Consider the following 1106-nt stretch of genomic DNA (forward strand, 5'->3'; position numbering starts at 1 on the left):
CCGTCTTCCATGGCGATTGGAGCGATCAGTTCAACGTTGAACTTCAGGTTGTCGCCCGGCATGACCATTTCTGTGCCTTCTGGAAGAACAACAGTGCCTGTCACGTCAGTTGTACGGAAGTAGAACTGTGGACGGTAGTTCGCGAAGAATGGTGTGTGACGACCGCCTTCTTCTTTTGTCAGAATATAGGCTTCTGCTTCGAACTTTGTGTGCGGGTTCACGGAACCTGGCTTACACAGAACCTGACCACGCTCAACGCCGTCACGGTCGATGCCGCGCAGCAGAACGCCAACGTTGTCGCCTGCTTCACCGCGATCAAGCAGCTTGCGGAACATTTCAACGCCAGTACATGTTGTTTTCTGTGTTTCACGGATACCAACGATGGACAGTTCGTCGCCAACGTTCACAACGCCACGCTCAACACGGCCAGTTACAACTGTACCACGACCAGAGATTGAGAACACGTCCTCAACTGGCAGCAGGAACGGCATATCAACCGCACGTGCAGGTGTCGGGATGTAGTCGTCAACAGCTGCCATCAGAGCAACGATTGAGTCTTTACCGATGTTGTCGTCACGCTCTTCCATCGCTGCCAGAGCAGAGCCTGGAACCACTGGAATGTCGTCGCCTGGGTATTCGTAAGAAGACAGCAACTCACGGATTTCCATTTCAACCAGTTCCAACAACTCTTCGTCGTCAACCTGGTCAACTTTGTTCATGTAAACAACCATGTACGGGATGCCAACCTGACGGCCGAGCAGGATGTGCTCGCGTGTCTGTGGCATTGGGCCGTCTGCTGCGTTCACAACCAGGATCGCGCCGTCCATTTGGGCAGCACCGGTGATCATGTTTTTCACGTAGTCGGCGTGACCTGGGCAGTCAACGTGTGCGTAGTGACGTGTTTCAGTCTCATACTCAACGTGCGCAGTAGAGATCGTGATACCACGTGCTTTTTCTTCTGGCGCGCCGTCGATCTGGTCGTAGTCTTGGAAGTCGCCAAAGTACTTTGTAATCGCCGCTGTCAGCGTCGTTTTACCGTGGTCAACGTGGCCGATTGTACCGATGTTGACGTGCGGTTTCGTGCGTTCAAACTTTTCCTTAGCCAT

The 1106-nt window shown here is 53.2% G+C and carries 1 protein-coding gene; it reads right to left on the minus strand.

Annotated features, from left to right (window positions below; all coding sequences use genetic code 11):
- Window positions 1-1106: elongation factor Tu (tuf, locus tag MWU61_RS19635; RefSeq protein WP_247130172.1), on the minus strand; the 1106-nt coding region annotated here is incomplete at both ends.

Source organism: Loktanella sp. F6476L (assembly GCF_023015725.1).
Classification (GTDB): domain Bacteria; phylum Pseudomonadota; class Alphaproteobacteria; order Rhodobacterales; family Rhodobacteraceae; genus Yoonia.